Here is a 16,477-nt window from a genome sequence, read left to right on the forward strand (position 1 = left end):
TCGCCGGCATGACCGCCGCAGCCGCCCACCACACCCCCGCCACCGTCCTGAGCGCCGACGACGCCCGCCGGATGGCCCTGCGGGCCCAGGGCCTGCTGGGCGCCCCCGACCGCCGGGCCGGGGTGCGCGGGGTGCTGCGGCACCTGGGCGCCGTCCAGTTGGACACCATCTCGGTGCTGGCCCGCTCGCACGAGCTGGTGCCGTACGCCCGCCTCGGCGCGGTCGGCCGCCCGGCCGTCGAGGCGGCGTACTGGGGCGGGGGCACCAGCTTCGAGTACTGGTCGCACGCGGCCTGCGTCCTGCCGGTCGAGGAGTGGCCGCTGTTCGCCTTCCGGCGCCGCCGCTACCGCGACCGCGGCCACCTCTGGGGCCACCAGGTCACGCCCGAGACCTACCGGCTGGTGCTGGACAAGCTGCGCGCCGAGGGGCCGTTGACCTCCACCGAGTTGGGAGGCGCCAAGAAGACCGCCGAGTGGTGGGACTGGTCCGACGCCAAGATCGCGGTCGAGCGGGCGCTGGCCTTCGGCGACGTGGTCTGCACCGAGCGCCGCGGTTGGAAGCGCGTCTACGCCCTGGCCGAACACGCCATCCCCGACGCCCTGTTCGGCCAGGAGCGGTCGGACGAGGAGTGCGTGCGCACCCTGGTCGCCCAGGCCGGCGCCGCGCTCGGCGTCGCCACCCGGGCCGACCTGCTGGACTACCACCGGCTGCGCGCCGAGGAGTTGGACCCGGTGCTCGCGGACTGCGGGCTCGTCCCGGTCGAGGTGGCCGGCTGGGGCCCGGCCGGCACCCCGGCCCCGGCCTGGGCCGATCCGGCCGCCCTCGCCACCACCCCGCGCGGGCGCCACCGCACCACGCTGCTCTCGCCGTTCGACTCGCTGGTCTGGGACCGCGCCCGCACCGAGCGGATCTTCGACATGGCGCACCGGCTGGAGGCCTACACCCCCAAGCACAAGCGGGTGCACGGATACTTCGCGATGCCGCTACTGGCCGGCGGCCGGCTGGTGGGCCGGGTCGACCCGGCCCGCGAGGGGCGCACCCTGGTCGCCCGGCAGGTCTCGCTGACCGGCGACCGAGAGCGGGGCGCCCGGCACGTCGAAGCGCTGGCGACGGCCCTGCGCGAGGCGGCCGCCTGGGTCGGCTGCGACACCGTGCGGGTCGGGGCGCTGCACGACGAGCGGCTGCGCCCCGCCCTGGAGAAGCTGCTGGCGAACGGCTGAGCCGCGCCCGCTCACCCTATTTCGAGGATCTTCTCCCGCATCGCGTACACCACGGCCTCCATCCTGGAGTGCAGTTGCAGCTTCTCCAGGATGTTGCGCACGTGGTTCTTCACGGTGTTCTCGCTGATGAACAGCTCCTTGGCGATCTCCCGGTTGTTCATCCCGGTCGCCACCAGCTTGAGCACCTCCAACTCCCGGTCGGTGAGCCGGGGTGCGGGTACCAGGTCCCGGTCGTCGGAGCGGCGCTGGATCATCGACTTGAACTCGGTGAGCAGCTTGGAGGCCATCGACGGGCTGATCTGCGACTGCCCGTCGGCGACCGCACGGATCGCGGTGGCGACCTCGTCGGTGGAGATCTCCTTGAGCAGGTAGCCGGTGGCCCCGGCCTTGATCGCCTCGTAGAGGTCGGCCTCCTCGTCGCTTATCGTCAACATGATGATCTTGGTGCTCGGCGCCACGTCCTTGATCGCCGTGCAGGCCTCGATCCCGCTGCGCCGCGGCATCCGGACGTCCATGAGGATGATGTCGGGCAGCAGGTCGGCGGCCTTCAGCACGGCCTCCGCGCCGTCCCCCGCCTCGCCGACGACCTTGATGTCCGGCTCCTCCGCGAGGACGATCTCCAGCCCCCGGCGGAACAGCGCGTGGTCATCCACCACCAGCACCCGGATCGGCTCACCCCGGTGCGGCGCGTACGCAGGCTCGTCCTCCGGCCCCAACGGCAGCCCGGGCCCAGCCGCGGGCCCCAGCCCGAAGTGATCCCCCATCCGCTCCTCCCCCTTCGAGAGTCGTCGTACGCCAATCATTCCACGCCCCGGAGCCCGTCCCGGTCACCGTCCGGCACCGGTTCCCCCTCCTCGGGTGACCCCTCCCTCCCGGACCGTGCCGCCGCGTGAACCGCCCGGCCCCAGAACGCCGGTGACCCCGGCGGCCGCGGCCGCCGGGGTCACCCCTCCATCGCTGCTCGGACGGTCAGTCCTCGTCGTCGGACCCACCGATCGCGCCGCCCGCACCACTGCCCGACCCGGCCGAGGAGTCGGTCTGCAGGTGGATGACGCCGTAGTTGTAGCCGTGCCGGCGGTAGACGACGCTGGGCAGGCCGCTGTCCTTCTCGACGAAGAGGTAGAAGTCGTGGCCGACCAGCTCCATCTCGTAGAGCGCCTGGTCCAGCGCCATGGGGGCGGCCGGGTGCGTCTTCTCCCGGACCACCAGCGGGCCTTCGCCCTCCACTTCCAGGGATCCCATCATGGTCTTGCGGACGGCGCCGTTCGTCCCGGACTCCTGCACCGTCGTGTCCGGCAGCGCGGCGAGGGCCGCGGTCGCCTCGGCGACGCTGATCGGGGTACGGCCGTTCGCGCCGCCCTTGTGCACCCGGCGCCGGTCCGCGGACTTGCGCAGCTGCGCGTCGAGCTTCGCCGAAGCCAGGTCGAGCGCCGCGTACGGGTCACCGGCGGCGGCTTCGGCCCGGATCACCGGCCCGCGGGTACGGAGAGTGATCTCCACCCGCTCGGACCGGTCGGCCTGCCGCGGGTTGTGCTCCTTGGACACCTCGACGTCGAGGCTGATCACCTTGCCGTCGAACTTCTGGACCTTCTCCAGCTTCTCGGCCACGTGCTCGCGGAACCTCTTGGGCACCTCGGTCTTGCGGCCCTTGACGACGATGTCCACGCAGAACTCCGATCCCTCGTGCTGACGCCGATCCGGGTGCTACCGGACCGGGCTGAGACCCAGCCGGACCAGCCCGTCCACTGCCGGCCCACCGCCCCCCGCCGCCGGCGGGAAACGACTGGCCCTCATCTCACTTCCTCCCCACCAGGGACGGTTGAAACCCCCTGGAGCCTCATCGAACACCTCGCGCGGGTTTTTCGCCTCCCCGGGCGGGAAGACGGGTATGACCCGATACTGCGGGCAGGCGGTCAAGCTGGTCCACCCTGTCTGCCCTCCCGTGGGTGAAGTAAGGGCAAATACCTGGACAACGCCCCCCATACGGCGCATCCTGTGCTCACTCCCCGTGCCTGCCGCCGCCAGGAGAAGCCGTGCCGCCGAGCCCCTCCCCCACCCGTCCGCCGTCCGCCCAAGGGCCGTTCGGCCACGCACTGGCCGGGCTGCTGGACGTCCTGCTCCCGGCGAACTGCGCGGGCTGCGGCACCGAGCGCACCCAGCTCTGCCCGGCCTGTCGGCACGTCCTGGCCACCGCTCGGCCCGCCCCCACTCTGCTGCCCTGGGCGCACGCCGCCGCCCCCTACACCGACCCGGTACGGCAGTTGCTGCTCGCACACAAGGAACGCGGCGTGCTGCGGCTGGCCGGCCCGCTCGGCGAGGCGCTGGGCCGGGCGGTGCGCTCCGCCCTGGGCGCACGAGCCGCGGCGGCGCCGCTGCTGCTGGTGCCGATGCCCTCGGCCCGCTCGGCCGTCCGCGCCCGGGGGCACGACCCGACGCGGCGACTGGCCGGGGCCGCCGCGCGCTCGCTGCGCCGCTCCGGGTTGGACGTCCGGACGGCGTCGCTGCTGCGGCACGCCCGTCCGGTCGCCGACCAGGCGGGGCTGAACGCGGCGGAGCGGCGCCGCAACCTGCACGGCGCGCTCACCGTGCTGCCGCGCGCCCGGACGGGCCTGGCGGGCTTTGCGGGCCTGGCGGGCCGTCAACCCGTCCTGGTGGACGACCTGGTGACCACCGGGGCCAGCCTCGCCGAGGCCGCCCGGGCACTGGCCGCCGCCGGCCTGCCGGTCCGGGCCGCCGCCACGGTCGCGGCCACCCTGGCGCACCCGGCCGGCTGACCGGCCCGCCCGGCTGACCGGACGGCGCGTCAGCCCGCAGCGATGCCGACGGCCTGGGGCGGCGTCAGCCCGCGTAGAAGTACGAGCGGGGCTTGTCGATCAACGGGACCTCCCGCCACTGGTTGTTGACCAGGCGGTAGGCCTTGAGCTCGCTCGGTTTCCCGTCCGCCTGCTTGACCTCCGCCATCGCGAGCACCGGCGGCGCCTGGGTCAGGCTGTCCCCCCGGGACTCCGAGGCGGCGACGGTCATCATGCTCTCGGCGCTCTGCAGCTGGGTGTCCGTGCTCTGCGAGCCGTCGGTGCTGATGAAGTACAGCTGCTGGGTCCGGTCGGCCTCCTTGCCGAGCACCAGCAGTTGGTCGGTCTCCGCCCAGGAGACGGAGGCGACATCGCTGAGCGTGGGGGCCGCCCGGCGCAGCCCGGTGATCTTCACCGTCGGCGCCTGCGGGGTGCCGCCGTGCACCACCAGGCCGAACATCAGCGAGCGGATGGCCACGCCCGGGGTCTTGACCACGAGGGCGACCCGGGCGCCGTCCGAGGAGATCTTCAGCGCCTGCACGGTCTGCCCGGTGAGCCCCTCGACCGGCACGGTGTACGGCTTGTTGCCGCGCACCATCACCACCCGCTGCCCCTGCTGGTTGCGGTCCACCACCCAGAGGTCGCCGCGGCCGTCCCAGCTGGGCGAGGCGAAGCCGTCCTCCTTGTCACCGGGCTTCGCCGGCGAGCTGAGCACCGGGTCGCCGAGGGCCACCGCGCTGTCCGACAGCGGCACCGAGAAGACCTGGTGGCCGTCCTCGCTGATCGCGGCGGCCTGGGTGCCGCTCCGGCTGACCGCGACGGCGCCGAGCGGCGGCTTGGAGTTCGACTGCGGCTTGCCGAGGACGCCGCGGACCGGGTCGCCGGGGCGCCCCTCGTCGGTCGCCACCAGGGCGCCGTCGGCGCGCTGGTAGTACTGCGTCGCGGGCGTCGACCCGGCCAGGGCGCCGGGCCCGGTGGCCGGCACGTCGGTGCGGCTGGCGGTGCAGGCGCCGCGCGGCCCCTTCAGCTCCAGCCGCTCGACCTGGCCCTTGCCCTGGTCGGCGAGGGTGTAGAAGAGCTGGGTCGCCATCCGGCGGCAGGCCATCGGCTCGCTGATGTCGGCCGCGCCGAGCTGCACGTGGGCGACCCGGCTGTCGTCGATGGTCACCTTGTCGACCTTGGCCCCGTCGGGGAAGGCCGTCCGGACGACCGGCGAGAGCCAGGTCGACGGCCCGTCGACCAGCGCGCGGGCGGCCGAGGTCAGCGGGTCTATCCGGCGCCGCAGGTAGATCGGGTCGGCGACCAGCACCTCCTGGCCGACGTTGCCGGAGGCCACCGCGGACGGGTCCGGAGCGGTGTAGAAGAACCGTTCGACCTGCCGGAAGCTGTTCCGGAAGTTGGTCTCGTTCATGATCACGCCGGGCGGCAGCTTGTCGATCCGCCACTCGCCGTCCTTCTCCCGGACGAAGGAGAAGTCGGACGAGACGTTGTTGTCCTGCCCGGCCACCAGCTGGTACGAGTGCTTCTCGTCGATGCTGGCGACCAACTGCCCGCGCACCGTCGCCGAGACCACGCTGTCCGTGTCGGTGACGTCCTGGCCGACCGGGATCGTCGTGGACGACAGCACCCGGATCCCGGCCTCCGGCTTCCAGGCCGCGGCGGCGCCCTCGGTGAGGTACTTGCGCGCGGTCTCGTACCCCTCGTCGGCGGTCACCGCGTCCAGGAAGCCGGTCAGCAGCTCGCGCGGCTTGGCGCCCTTGCCGGGCGCCACCGGGTAGACCCTGGCCTGCAGGTTCTTGTCCGCCGCGCCCTGGGACAGCTCCACCTTGGTGATGCCGCCGGAGTCCGGCATGGCCGCGCAGCCGCTCGCCACCAGGGCGCCGAGCAGCGTGCCGGCCACCGCGAGCAGCCGCGGCTCAGTCCTGTTGCTGGTCCTTCGCACGCTGCGACCCCTCCAGGTCCGTCCCACCCGTCACGTCCGGCTCCGCCGTCCGCTGTGCCACCGACGGCCGTCCGCGCGTCGGGTCCACCATGACCTGGGCGCCGGTCGCGCCGTAACCGGCCCCCGCCGCCCGCACGTCCGAGGGGTTGGCGCGCGGCCCCTCGGGCAGTCGGTTCCGGCCGAGGCCGGGGCCGATGTTCAGCACTCCGCCGAGTCCGCTGCCGAGGCCGCTGGCCGCGGCCTCCGGCGTCTCGGCCTGGTCCTCGGCGACGGCCATCGCCGTCGAGCCGGCCGGGGTGATCGCCCGCCGGTACGGCGTGCCGTACGCGCCCAGGCCCCGGTTGTTGCGGGAGTCCTCCGGCTCCAGCCGGAACGGCGCCCGGGAGATCTCGCCGCCGCGGGTGCGCGGCAGGGTCAGCCGGAAGTGTGAGCCGCCGCCGGGCTCGCCCCAGGCCTGCAACCAGCCGCCGTGCAGGTGGGCGTCCTCGACGGCGATGGACAGGCCCAGACCGGTGCCGCCGGTGGTCCGCACCCGGGACGGGTCGGCGCGCCAGAAGCGGTGGAACACCCGGGACGCCTCGCCCGGCTTGAGGCCGATGCCGTAGTCGCGCACGCCGACCGCGACCGCGCCGTCCGCCGAGCCCAGCCGGACCACCACGTCGCGGCCCTCGCCGTGCTCCAGCGCGTTGACCACCAGGTTGCGCAGGATGCGCTCGATCCGGCGGGAGTCCACCTCGGCCAGCACCGGCTCGCCGTCGCCGCGGATCGCGATCGCGCTGCCCTTGGCCTCGGCCAGCGGCTCGGCGGCCTCCACCACGCGGCCGACGATCTCCCGCAGGTCGACCGGCTCGGCGTCCAGGATGGCGGCGCCGGCGTCGAAGCGGCTGATCTCCAGCAGGTCGGCGAGCAGCGACTCGAAGCGGTCCAGCTGGCCCTGCAGCAGCTCCGCCGAGCGGGCCGCCATCGGGTCCAGGTCCTCGCGGCTGTCGTAGATGAGGTCGGCGGCCATCCGGACCGTGGTCAGCGGGGTGCGCAGCTCGTGCGAGACGTCCGAGACGAAGCGCCGCTGCACCCGGGACAGCTCCTCCAACTGGCGGATCTGCGCCTGCAGGGCGTTGGCCATCCGGTTGAACGATTCGCCGAGGCGGGCGATGTCGTCCGTCCCGGTCACCTTCATCCGCTCTTCCAGGTGCCCGCCGGCGAGCCGCTCGGAGATGCCGGCGGCCATCCGTACCGGGGTGACCACCTGGCGCACCACGACCCAGGCGATGCCGCCCATGAGGATCACCACGAACACGCCGGCGGTCGCCAGGGTGCCGGTGACCAGGTTGAGGGTGTCGGTCTCCTGGCCGAAGGAGAACACGTAGAACATCTGGTAGCTGTTCCCGGCCGGGCCGACGAACTGCATGCCGAGGGCCAGCCCGGGCTCGGACTTCCCGCCGCTCTCGGGCGAGCGGTGGATCCGGGTGGGCTGGTCGAACATCTGGCCCGGCTCGGTGGTGAGCTTGGCCCGCAGGGTGTCCGGAATGCTGCTGGGCTGGATGTCGCCCGAGTAGCGCGGCGCGAAGCCGGCGGTGTCCGGGACGACGGCGCCGGTGCCGGGGGCCATCGCGATCACCGAGTAGACGGTCTGCCCGCTCCCGGCGAGGTCGTTGACCTGCCGCAGCAGCCAGGTGCCGGTCTCGTCGGCGGTCGGGTCGGAGGCGCCCCGCAGTCGCTGGTCCCTGGCCTCGTCGATCTTCTTCTGCTCGACCTGGAAGCCGATCCTGGCCTGCGCGCGGGCGGCATCCATCTTGGTGTCGAGCAGGCCGGTGCGCACCTGCGCCACCACGACCACGCCCAGCACCAGGACCACCGCGACGGACGCCAGCAGCGACACCGCGACCACCCGCAGCTGGATCGACCGGCGGTACAGCGTGGTCACCCGGTGCGTGGGACGGCGCAGCTGACGCTTGACCAGCCCGACCAGTCCGGAGCGGCCGCGCCGAGGGCGGGTGCTCGAGGTCAGCACGTCCCCGCGCACGGCTCCGGCCCCGTCGGTCGAGGAACCCGACGGGGTGTCGTCAGCCCGCTCCGTCACGTCAGCTGGGTCCGGCCTTGTAGCCGACGCCGCGGACGGTCACCACGATCTCGGGGCGCTCCGGGTCCTTCTCGATCTTGGAGCGGAGGCGCTGCACATGGACGTTGACCAGGCGGGTGTCCGCCGCGTGGCGGTAACCCCAGACCTGCTCCAGCAGCACCTCGCGGGTGAACACCTGCCAGGGCTTGCGGGCCAGCGCGACCAGCAGGTCGAACTCCAGCGGGGTCAGCGGAATGCCCCGGCCGTCCCGCTTCACCGAGTGGCCGGCGACGTCGATCACCAGGTCGCCGATGGTCAGCTGCTCAGGCGTCGGCTCCTCGGCGCGGCGCAGTCGGGCGCGGACCCGGGCCACCAGCTCCTTCGGCTTGAACGGCTTGGTGACGTAGTCGTCGGCACCCGACTCCAGGCCCACCACGACGTCGACCGTGTCGGTCTTCGCGGTCAGCATGACGATCGGGATCCCGGACTCCGCCCGGATCTGCCGGCACACGTCGATGCCGTCCCGGCCGGGCAGCATCAGGTCGAGCAGGACGAGGTCCGGCTTGGTCTCCCGGAAGGCGGCTAGTGCCCTGTCCCCATCCGCGACGAAAAACGGCTCAAAACCCTCACCCCGCAGCACGATGCCGAGCATCTCGGCCAGTGCGGAGTCGTCATCAACGACGAGGACGCGTCCCTTCATGGGTCCATCTTCTCATTACCGGATTGTGACCTGCCGCACAGCAGTGCCAATGCTCCAGAACGGCCAACTCCCGAGCCGCCGAATTCCGGCCATATCGGGCGAATGCCCCCGCCGTAGCCGCTCCGAACCGTCCATGACCCACCCTCCGGCGCACCGCCCGAGCCACCGCGGCCCCCCGTTGCCGATCAGCAACCGGATCGCCATCGGGCCGCCTTCCACCCCATGGCACGATGGGCGCTGCGCGCGGGCGGAAGATCCGCCCGGAGCCGCGCCCATGACGCCCCTCCGAGGAGCAGTGATGACCGACACTCCGGGCTGGGCCTCGCCCGGCTCGTCCGAGCCGCCCCGCGACGGCGTCCGGCCCCCGGCCGACGCGCCCGCCGCCGCGCCCGGGCCGTCGGCACCACCGCAGGCCGCCCCCGGCCGGAGCGGCCCGCACGGTCAGCCCCAGTGGGGACAGCAGCCGCACGGCCGGCCCCAGTGGGGGCAGCAGCCCGGCGGCCACCGCCCGTACGGCTGGGGCGCGCCGCAGAGCCCCACGCCCGGGGTCATCCCGCTGCGCCCGCTCGGCATCGGCGAACTGCTCGACGGCGCCGTCACCACCGTCCGCCGGCACTGGCGGACGGTACTCGCCCTCTCCCTCGGCATCGCCGTGGTCGCCCAGGCCGGGGCCGTCCTGGTGGAGCTGCTGATCAAGGGCAGGACCGGCGCCGCCACCCAGACCCTGCGGCTGGTGGCCACCCTCCCACTGCAACTGCTGCTCGACGTGCTCGCCGCCGCGCTGCTCACCATCGTGGTCAGCCGCGCCGTCCTCGGCCGCTCCGCGAACGCCGGCGACGCCTGGCGCGACGCCCGGCCGCGGCTCCTGCAGCTGCTCGGGCTCACCCTGCTCACCGTCCTGATCGGCCCCGGCGTCGCACTGCTCGGCTTCGCGCCGCTCATCGGCTACAGCGCCGGCGGCGCCAACGAGCCAGCGACCACGGCCCTGCTGTTCCTCGTCGGCCTCCTGGCCCTGCCGGTCGCCGCCTGGCTGTGGATCCGCTACAGCCTCGCCGCCCCCGCCCTGATGCTGGAGAAGCAGGGCGTGCTGACGGCGCTGTCGCGCTCGCGGCGCCTGGTCCGCGGCTCCTGGTGGCGGGTGTTCGGCATCACCCTGCTGAGCAAACTGCTGTCGCTGGTCGTCGCGGTGGTCATCGCGGTGCCGTTCCGCTTCGTCGGCCTGCTGCTGGGCTTCGACAGCCTCGACCGCCAGGGCCTGACCGACTCCACCCAGCAGGTCGCCGCGATGGTCGTCGTGATGGCGATCGCCGGGATCATCTCCGGCACCCTGACCACCCCCTTCATGGCCGCCGTCGGCGTGCTGGTCTACGTCGACCAGCGGATCCGCCGCGAAGCCCTGGACATCGAGCTCGCCCGCGCCGCCGGCCTGCCCGAGTACGGCGACGCCGGCTGGGGCGAGCAGGCCGACCCGGCCCCCGCGAGGCGCTGAGCCGGATGCCTACCTGGGGGGACAGGCTCCTCGCCGCGGGCGGCGCCCCGGTCACCGTCCCGCGCGATCCGGCGCGCGACGCCGCCCGCGACGAGCTGCTCAACGCCGAGTACCACAAGCACGACCCGTCCATCCTGCAGCGGGTCATGGACTGGTTCTACGACCGCATCTCCAGCGCCCTCGACAGCATCTCCGGCGAGGGCGCCGACGGCACCACCGGCCTCGTGCTCTTCCTGGTCGTCGCGGTGCTGATCGGCGTCGCGCTCTGGTGGCGCCTCGGCGCACCCCGACGCGCGGCCCGCACCGCCCTGGGCGGCGTGTACGGGGCCGACGGCGCGCGCAGTGCCGCGCAGTACCGGGCGGACGCCGCCGCGCACGCCGCCGCCGGGCGCTGGGCCGAGGCCGTCCGCGAGCAGATGCGCGCCCTGGTCCGGGGCCTGGAGGAGCGCACCCTGCTCGACGCCCGGCCCGGCCGCACCGCCGACGAGGCCGCCGCCGAGGCCGGCCGGGCGCTGCCCGAGCACGCCGCCGCGCTGGCCGCGGCCGCCCGCACCTTCGACGACATCGCGTTCGGCGAGCGCACCGCCGACCAGGCCGCGTACGGGCTGCTGCACGAGCTCGACCGGACGTTGGAGCGAGCCCGCCCGGTCCTCACGCCGGCCGCGGCGGCTCCGGCGTCGGCCGGCACGGCTCCGCCTTCGGCTCCGGCTTCGGCTCCGGCTTCGGCTCCGCCTTCGGGAGGAACGGCATGACCAGCACCGTCCCCGCCCCGCCGCCCGTGGCCGAGGCACCCGTCGGCGCTGCCCCGACCAGCCTCGCCGCCACCCCCCGCCGGCTGTGGCGCCGGGCCCGCTGGTACCTGGCCTTCCTCGCCGCCGTCCTGATCGGCGCCACCGCCGTGGCCACCCTCGGCCAGGACCGCCGCTACCCGCCGCTCGACCCCCGCTCGTACGACAGCGACGGCGCCCACGCCGTCGTCGCCCTGCTCCAACACCAGGGCCTCAAGGCCGAGTTCGCCACCGACCCGACCGGCAGCCCCGGCGGCCCCGACACCCTCGTACTGCCCGAGCCCGACCTGCTCGACCCCGCCCAGCTGCGCGCCGTCGCGGCCGCCCGGCACCGGCGCCTGGTCCTGATCGCCCCGGGCCCGGCCGCCCTCACCGCGCTCGCCCCCGGCATCCGCACGTCCGAGGAGGACGGCGGCCTCCCCTACGCCTCCGTCCGCAGCACCACCGCTGACTGCTCGCTCGTCGAGGCCACCCGCGCCGGCAGCGCCCACCTGGGCGGCCTGCTCTACACCAGCGGCAGCCGCGGCGAGGGCTGCTACCCGCGCGGCCACGGCTACCCGCTGGTCAGCACCCCGGTCGGAGACGGCGACGTCATCGTGCTCGGCAGCGGCACGTTCCTGCAGAACGAGCAGCTCGCCAATGACGGCGACGCCTCCCTCGCGCTCGGCCTGCTCGGCTCGCAGCCCCGCCTCACCTGGCACCTGCCGGACTACGCCGCCCCGCTCGCCGAGGGCGCCCGCACCAAGACCTTCAACGACTACATCCCGAACGGCTGGCACTGGGCCTACTACCAGCTCGTGGTCGCCGCCGTGCTCGCCGCGCTCTGGCGCGGCCGCCGGCTCGGCCCGGTGGTCAGCGAGGACCTGCCCGTGGTGGTCCGGGCCTCCGAGACGACCGAGGGCCGTGCCCGGCTCTACCGGCGGGCCAAGGCCCGCGGCCGCGCCGCCGAGGCCCTGCGCCGCGCCGCCGCCCACCGCCTCGCCCCGGCCCTGGGTGTCCCGCTGCACGCCGGCGCGCCCGACCCCGACGCCCTCTGCGCGGCCGCGGCCGGCCGGCTGCGCGAACGGCCCGCCGGGGACGTCCGGGCCCTGCTGTACGGCCCGCCCCCGACCGACGACACCGCACTGCTGCGGCTCGCCGACGACCTCGACGCCCTCGAAAGGCAGGTACGGAACCCGTGACCGACCAGGCAACCGCCCAGCTCCGCTCCATCCCCGGCACGGCACCCGCTGCCCCCGGCACCGCCCTCGACCCGCGGGCCGCGCTGACCGCCCTGCGCGCCGAGATCGGCAAGGCCGTGGTGGGCCAGGACGCCGCCGTCACCGGGCTGGTGGTCGCGCTGCTCTGCGGCGGTCACGTGCTGCTGGAGGGTGTCCCCGGCGTCGCCAAGACCCTGCTGGTCCGCACCCTGTCGACCGCGCTCAGCCTGGAGACCAAGCGCATCCAGTTCACCCCCGACCTGATGCCCGGCGACGTCACCGGCTCGCTCGTCTACGACGCCCGCACCGCCGAGTTCTCCTTCCAGCCCGGCCCGGTCTTCACCAACCTGCTGCTCGCCGACGAGATCAACCGCACCCCGCCGAAGACCCAGGCCGCCCTGCTGGAGGCCATGGAGGAGCGCCAGGTCACGGTGGACGGCGAGCCGCGCGCGCTGCCCGTGCCGTTCCTGGTCGCCGCGACCCAGAACCCGGTCGAGTACGAGGGCACCTATGCGCTGCCCGAGGCCCAGCTGGACCGCTTCCTGCTCAAGCTGGTCCTGCCGCTGCCCGACCGCGACCAGGAGTTCCAGGTCCTCGCCCGGCACGCCGCCGGCTTCGACCCCCGCGACCTCGCCGCGGCCGGCGTCCGCCCGGTCGCCGGGCCCGAGCACCTCGCCGCCGCCCGCGCCCAGATCGCCGAGCTGACCGTCTCCCCCGAGGTCCTCGCCTACATCGTCGACCTCTGCCGGGCCACCCGGCAGTCCCCGTCGCTGTCCATCGGCGTCTCCCCGCGCGGCGCCACCGCCCTGCTCGCCGCCTCGCGCGCCTGGGCCTGGCTGGCCGGCCGCGACTACGTCACCCCGGACGACGTCAAGGCACTCGCCCTGCCCACCCTGCGGCACCGGGTGGCGCTGCGCGCCGAGGCCGAGATGGAGGGCGTCACCGCCGACTCCGTCATCCAGGCCGTCCTCGCCCAGACGCCCGCACCCCGCTGACCCGTCACCACTACCCCCTCACTGAGCCCACCGCTCGTCGACCCACCGCCCCCGCTGATCCACCGCCCGTCGGTGCGCCGGCTCCCGGTCGACGGGCCCCCGAAGGAGCGCACCGCATGGCCCTCACCGGGCGAACCGCCCTGCTCGCCGCGCTCGGCGCGCTCGTCGTGGGCCCGCTGCTGCCGTCCTGGGCCGGAATCGGCGTGGTCACCGGCGCCGTCCTGGTCGCCGTCGTGGTCGACCTGGTGCTCGCCGCGCCCGTCCGCAGCCTTCGGTTCGGCCGGGGCGGCGACACCACCGTCCGGCTCGGCGAGAGCGCCACGGTCGAACTCACCGTCACCAACCCGTCCGGCCGCCTCCTCCGGGCCCTGGTCCGCGACGCCTGGGCGCCGTCCGCCTGGCGCCCCGGCACCGCCGAGGCCTCCTCCCGGCACCCCCTGACCGTCCCCGGCGGCGAACGGCGCCGCGCCGCCACCGTGCTCACCCCGACCCGCCGCGGCGACCACCACGCCCACCGGGTGACGGTCCGCTCGCTCGGCCCGCTCGGCCTGGCCGCCCGCCAGGGCTCGCACCTGGTCCCGTGGACGGTCCGCGCGCTCCCGCCGTTCGCCAGCCGCAAGCACCTGCCCTCCCGGCTCGCCCGGCTCCGCGAACTCGACGGCCGCACCTCGATGTTGACCCGCGGCCAGGGCACCGAGTTCGACTCCCTGCGCGAGTACCTGCCCGGCGACGACGTCCGCTCCATCGACTGGCGCGCCAGCGCCCGCCGCAACGCCGTCGCCGTCCGCACCTGGCGCCCGGAACGCGACCGGCACATCCTCGTCGTCCTCGACACCGGCCGCACCTCGGCCGGCCGCGTCGGTGACGCCCCCCGCCTCGACGCCGCACTCGACGCGGCCCTGCTCCTGACCGCCCTCGCCACCCGGGCCGGCGACCGCGTCGACCTGCTCGCCCACGACGCCCGCAAGCGCGTCGCCGTCGCCGGCTGCTCGGCCCACGAGGTCCTGCCCGCCTTCACCAACGCGATGGCCGGCCTCCAACCCGCCCTGCACGAGACCGACATGCGCGCGCTGGTCTCCACCGCCCTCAGGATGGCGCCGCACCGCTCACTCGTCGTCCTGCTCACCGGCCTCGACGCGGCCCCGGTCGAGGACGGCCTGCGCCCGCTGCTGCCGCTGCTCACCAAGCGCCACGAGGTCGTCCTCGCCTCCGTCGCCGACCCGCGGCTGGACGTCCTCGCCGCCGGCCGCGGCACCCTGGAGGCCGTCTACGGCGCCGCGGCCGCCGAGCAGACCCGCACCGACCGGCGCGCCACCGCCGACCGCCTCACCCGCCACGGCGTCACCGTCCTCGACGCCCCGCCCGCGCAGATCGCCCCGGCCCTGGCCGACTCCTACCTGGCGCTGAAGGCGGCCGGCCGACTCTGACGGGCGGCGGCGCACAGGTCGTCCCCCGATCGCGGCACGCCCCCGCTCCACTCGGTCAGTGCCGCCGACGGGCCTTCATCCCCGCGTTGAGCCGGGCCGCCTGACGCGTCAGATAGTCGCGCTCGGCGAGGTTGGGCGCCCGGTGGGCCGCCTCCGCGTACAGCCGGGCCGCCGTCTCCGGATCGCCGTCCCGTTCGTGGAGGTACGCCGCCACCGCGGCCCGACGGGGCAGCGAGTCGTCCAGCTCGGCGAGCGCCGCCAGCCCGGCGCGCGGCCCGTCCGCCTCGCCGACGGCCACCGCACGGTTGAGCCGGACGACCGGGCTGTCGGTCAGACGCACGAGCTCGTCGTACCACTCCACGATCTGCACCCAGTCCGTCTCCTCGGCGGTCGGCGCGTCGGCGTGCAGCGCCGCGACGGCGGCCTGGGCCTGGAACTCGCCCAGCCGGTCCCGGGCGAGAGCCGCCTGCAGGATCGCCACGCCCTCGGCGATCAGACCGGTGTCCCAGCTGCGGCGGTCCTGCTCGGCCAACGGCACCAGGCTCCCGTCGGCGGACGTCCGGCCGGCCCGGCGGGCGTGGTGCAGCAGCATGAGGGCGAGCAGTCCCGCCACTTCGGGGTGGTCGATCACGGCCGCGAGCTGCCGGGTGAGCCGGATGGCCTCGGCGGCGAGGTCGACGTCACCGGAGTAGCCCTCGTTGAAGACCAGGTAGAGGACGCGAAGCACGGTGGCGACGTCCCCGGGCTGGTCGAACCGCACACCGGAGACGGTCCGCTTGGCCCGGCTGATGCGCTGGGCCATGGTCGCTTCCGGCACCAGGTAGGCCTGGGCGATCTGCCGGGTGGTCAGGCCTCCGACCGCCCGCAGGGTGAGCGCGACCGCCGACGACGGCGTCAACGACGGGTGCGCGCACAGGAAGTAGAGCTGCAGCGTGTCGTCCGCACTGGTCGCGGGCCCCGGCTCCGGCTCCTGGTCGACCAGCTCCTCGCGCCGCCGACGCGCGGTGTCCGACCTCGTGGCGTCGAGGAACTTGCGCCAGGCCACGGTGACCAGCCAGCCCTTCGGATCCCGCGGCGGGTCGGCGGGCCAGACCCGGACCGCCTCGACCAGGGCCTCCTGTACGGCGTCCTCGCCCGCCGCGAAGTCTGCTCCGCGGCGGACGAGGATCCCGAGCACACCCGGGGTGAGGCTCCGGAGCAGGGCCTCGTTCATCGGCGAGGTCACTCCGTGATGGTGGGCGGCGCGGCCAGGAACGGACGCAGCTCCAGCCACTCGTGGATCGGCTTCCCGCCCGCCCCGGGGGCGGCCGACAGCTCACCGGCCAGCTCAAGGGCGCGCTCGTAGCTGTCGACGTCGATCACCATCCAGCCGGCGATGAGGTCCTTGGTCTCCGCGAACGGACCGTCGGTCACCGGCGGGCGGCCCTCGCCGTCGTACCGCACCCACGTCCCCTCCGGAGCGAGCGCCAGACCCTCGACGAACTCGCCGGTCTTCTCCAGCCGGGCCGCGAAGTCCTGCATGTACCGGATGTGCGCGGAGATCTCCTCCTGCGTCCACTGGTCCATCGGCACGCAGTTGACCGCGGTCGGGGCGCCTCGGTAGTGCTTGAGCAGCAGGTACTTGGCCATCGTGCTTCTCCCTTGGTCCTGGATGCGACCCATTGTGGCCGCGTTCACCCCGGGGACGGAGCAGGCCACGGGTTCTCGACATCACCGGCCGAACTTCTTCGGCCCAGCGCCCCAGCCGCCCCGGCCACCCCCGCTCCCATGGCCCGGAAACGCGAAGAACCCCCATCCGGATCCCGGATGGGGGTTCTTCTGAAAGATTGTTCGGCGGCGTCCTACTCTCCCACAGGGTCCCCCCTG

General features: G+C 74.5%; 14 protein-coding genes. 7 read left to right on the forward strand and 7 right to left on the reverse strand.

The window, feature by feature from the left end; genetic code table 11:
* Positions 1-8 precede the first annotated feature (8 nt).
* Positions 9-1,220 carry a winged helix-turn-helix domain-containing protein gene (locus tag AC0B61_RS17305; protein WP_471741508.1) on the forward strand — a complete coding sequence of 404 codons (1,212 nt, stop codon included), beginning with the start codon at positions 9-11 and terminating at the stop codon, positions 1,218-1,220.
* Positions 1,221-1,231: 11 nt separating this feature from the next.
* Here the strand turns inward: AC0B61_RS17305 and AC0B61_RS17310 are convergent, their stop codons facing one another.
* A complete protein-coding gene (locus tag AC0B61_RS17310; RefSeq protein ID WP_030247312.1) occupies positions 1,232-1,984 on the reverse strand; it encodes a response regulator in 753 nt (250 codons plus the stop codon).
* A 205-nt stretch (positions 1,985-2,189) separates the two neighbouring features.
* Entirely contained in the window at positions 2,190-2,885 is a 696-nt protein-coding gene (hpf, locus tag AC0B61_RS17315) for a ribosome hibernation-promoting factor, HPF/YfiA family (RefSeq protein ID WP_471741509.1), read from the reverse strand.
* A gap of 368 nt (positions 2,886-3,253) precedes the next feature.
* On the opposite strand from hpf, the gene AC0B61_RS17320 reads away from it, so the two are divergent.
* Entirely contained in the window at positions 3,254-3,994 is a 741-nt protein-coding gene (locus tag AC0B61_RS17320; RefSeq protein ID WP_471741510.1) for a ComF family protein, read from the forward strand.
* A gap of 64 nt (positions 3,995-4,058) precedes the next feature.
* Here AC0B61_RS17320 and AC0B61_RS17325 read toward each other — a convergent pair whose 3' ends face one another.
* Genes AC0B61_RS17325 through mtrA form a run of 3 tightly spaced genes read right to left on the reverse strand, consistent with a single transcriptional unit; the run spans position 4,059 to position 8,713 of the window.
* Positions 4,059-5,954 (reverse strand): LpqB family beta-propeller domain-containing protein, encoded by a 1,896-nt coding sequence (locus AC0B61_RS17325; protein ID WP_471741511.1) that lies wholly within the window; start codon positions 5,952-5,954, stop codon positions 4,059-4,061.
* Entirely contained in the window at positions 5,929-8,034 is a 2,106-nt protein-coding gene (gene mtrB, locus AC0B61_RS17330) for an MtrAB system histidine kinase MtrB (protein WP_471741512.1), read from the reverse strand. The genes AC0B61_RS17325 and mtrB overlap by 26 nt, the downstream gene beginning before the upstream one ends.
* A gap of 1 nt (position 8,035) precedes the next feature.
* Positions 8,036-8,713, reverse strand: a complete 678-nt coding sequence (gene mtrA / locus AC0B61_RS17335) for an MtrAB system response regulator MtrA (RefSeq protein ID WP_030247322.1) — start codon at positions 8,711-8,713, stop codon at positions 8,036-8,038.
* Between the two features lie 298 nt (positions 8,714-9,011).
* Between mtrA and AC0B61_RS17340 the strand changes: the two genes are divergently transcribed.
* From AC0B61_RS17340 to AC0B61_RS17360, 5 genes are all read left to right on the forward strand, one after another.
* On the forward strand, positions 9,012-10,202 hold the full coding sequence (locus AC0B61_RS17340) for a DUF7847 domain-containing protein (RefSeq protein ID WP_471741513.1): 1,191 nt from the start codon (positions 9,012-9,014) through the stop codon (positions 10,200-10,202).
* A 5-nt stretch (positions 10,203-10,207) separates the two neighbouring features.
* Complete coding sequence (locus AC0B61_RS17345) at positions 10,208-10,954, forward strand: DUF4129 domain-containing protein (RefSeq protein WP_471741514.1); 747 nt, start codon at positions 10,208-10,210, stop codon at positions 10,952-10,954.
* Positions 10,951-12,171, forward strand: coding sequence for a DUF4350 domain-containing protein (locus AC0B61_RS17350; protein ID WP_471741515.1), 1,221 nt, complete (start codon positions 10,951-10,953; stop codon positions 12,169-12,171). Before AC0B61_RS17345 ends, AC0B61_RS17350 begins: the two co-directional genes overlap by 4 nt.
* A gap of 29 nt (positions 12,172-12,200) precedes the next feature.
* Entirely contained in the window at positions 12,201-13,184 is a 984-nt protein-coding gene (locus AC0B61_RS17355; protein WP_471741530.1) for an AAA family ATPase, read from the forward strand.
* A gap of 116 nt (positions 13,185-13,300) precedes the next feature.
* Positions 13,301-14,611, forward strand: coding sequence for a DUF58 domain-containing protein (locus tag AC0B61_RS17360; protein ID WP_471741516.1), 1,311 nt, complete (start codon positions 13,301-13,303; stop codon positions 14,609-14,611).
* Between the two features lie 55 nt (positions 14,612-14,666).
* Here AC0B61_RS17360 and AC0B61_RS17365 read toward each other — a convergent pair whose 3' ends face one another.
* Positions 14,667-15,824: an RNA polymerase sigma factor gene (locus tag AC0B61_RS17365; RefSeq protein ID WP_471741531.1), complete on the reverse strand. Its 1,158-nt coding sequence runs from the start codon at positions 15,822-15,824 to the stop codon at positions 14,667-14,669.
* An 8-nt stretch (positions 15,825-15,832) separates the two neighbouring features.
* Positions 15,833-16,240 carry a YciI family protein gene (locus AC0B61_RS17370; RefSeq protein WP_471741517.1) on the reverse strand — a complete coding sequence of 136 codons (408 nt, stop codon included), beginning with the start codon at positions 16,238-16,240 and terminating at the stop codon, positions 15,833-15,835.
* Positions 16,241-16,477 lie beyond the last annotated feature (237 nt).

Source organism: Kitasatospora sp. NPDC023385 (assembly GCF_055664045.1).